Below are 1,931 nucleotides of genomic sequence, written 5' to 3' on the forward strand. Positions count from 1 at the left end.
GAGCCATTTGCGCAGTCTCTAAGCCACTGATTGAACCGGGGCGACGAGCACGGGCAGTTTTCGTTTACCCCACGGCTCGACGCAGCATCAATGACTTGCGTGCGCCGTCCGCGCGCAGGCGAAGAAATCCACCCCAAGGGCGTTGGAGGGGGTGAAAAAGGGCGGCCGCCAAGGGATCATTAGTCGTTGTCGAGACGACCCTCAGAGAGGAGACCCCATGGCGGCCATCGCACAAGCGAATTTGTTTTCCTGGGACGCCGTCGAGGCGCGCAGCGACCTCAACCGGCTGAGGCTGGTGCTTGATCATCTCCCCGACGAGCGCTTGGTGCAATACCTCGAGGTCATGCGCGGCCACGGACGCGATGACTACCCGGTGCGGGCGATGTGGCATGCGCTGCTCGCCGGGATCGTGTTTCAACATGAGAGCTTGGAGTCGCTGTTGCGCGAGCTGGCGCGCAACCCGAGCCTGATGGAGGCCTGCGGCTTCGACCCCCTGCCGAGGCAGCGCAAGCCCAAGCCGCGGGTCGTCACCGATCCTGAGACGGGCGTTTCGCGCATCGCGTTGCCGCCGCCGGCGGAGCCGGCGTGCGCGGTGCCGTCGAGCTGGAATATCTCGCGCTTTTTGGCCAATGTCATCGAGCTGGAAGAGGCGCTCGGGATGATCAGCGAGATGACCGTGATCCTGCGCGAGCAGTTGATGGCCGTGCGGCCCGATTTCGGCGAGCACCTCGGCTTCGACGGCACCGACATCGCCAGTCACAGCACGGGGCAGAAGGCGCGCACCAGCGGGGAGACCTCCGACCCGGATGCCGATTGGGGCCATCACGAGACCCACGGCCTCGATGCCCGCACCGGCCAGGCCTGGAAGAAGATCAAGCGCTGGTTCGGCTATGGGCTGCACCTGATCGCCGATACCCGCTACGAGATCCCCGTGGCGTTCGAGGTCACGCCCGCCTCGGTGTCCGAGCAGCCCACCCTGCGCGCGATGATCCGCGCCACCTTCAGCGAGACCCCGGAACTGGCCACCCGCTGTCGCGACTTCAGTGCCGATCGGGGACTCGATAGCGCCGAGACCAAGGCGCTGCTGTGGGACGACTACGCCATCCGCCCGCTGATCGACACCCGCGCGCTGTGGCGCGAAGAGAAAAACCTCCCCGACTACGATCCGTCCAAACCGATCACCCGCCCACTCGATCCCGCGCGGGCCGACACCATCGTGCATACCGAAAAGGGCTCGCTTCACTGCGTGTGCCCCGTGACCGGGGAGCAACGCGATCTGGCCTTTCAAGGCTTCGAGGCCGATCGCAACACGCTGAAGTACCGCTGCCCGGCCGCCGCCTATGGCCTGGCGTGCCAAGGCCAGAGCGAATGCCACCAGGCCGGCGGGGTGAACCCGGGCGCGTACGGGCGCATCGTGCGCATCAAGCTCGACGAGCACGACCGGCGCCTCTTCGTCCCCACCCCGCACGGCAGCCCGAGCTGGCAGCGCGGCTACAACCGCCGCAGCGCCTTGGAACGCATCAACAACCGCATCGATCGCCACTTCGGCTTCGAGCAGCACTTCATCCGCGGCCTCGCCAAGATGACCACCCGCGTCGGTCTGGCCATCGCGGTGATGATGGCCATGGCCTTGGGGCACATCAAACAGGGAAGACCCCAGCTGATGCGCTCATTGGTCCAGCCGATTTCGGCCACCGGCTAGACGCGCCGATCGACTCCACCCCCTGGGATCGGATCGGGCCACGGCGCCCGAGGGCGGCGCTCGCCCGTCATTCGGCTTTGATGGGAATTATTCTCATCGATCGGCCCCGGCGGCCCAGCCGAGCGCCTTGGTTGCCCGTGTGGAGACCCTCTCATGCCGCTCCGCCGCTTGCGCGGCTCCCGGGCTGTACGCTCCGAGCCGCGGAAAATCGCGACAGCACAGATGTCTC

1 protein-coding gene is annotated in these 1,931 nt (G+C 66.5%); it reads left to right on the forward strand.

Annotated features, from left to right (window positions below):
- Window positions 1–217: 217 nt before the first annotated feature.
- Window positions 218–1,702 (forward strand): transposase, encoded by a 1,485-nt coding sequence (locus tag ABC977_RS18045; RefSeq protein ID WP_369668660.1) that lies wholly within the window; start codon window positions 218–220, stop codon window positions 1,700–1,702.
- The last annotated feature ends 229 nt before the right edge of the window (window positions 1,703–1,931 follow it).

Source organism: Thioalkalicoccus limnaeus (assembly GCF_041197575.1).
GTDB classification, from domain to species: Bacteria; Pseudomonadota; Gammaproteobacteria; order Chromatiales; family Chromatiaceae; genus Thioalkalicoccus; species Thioalkalicoccus limnaeus.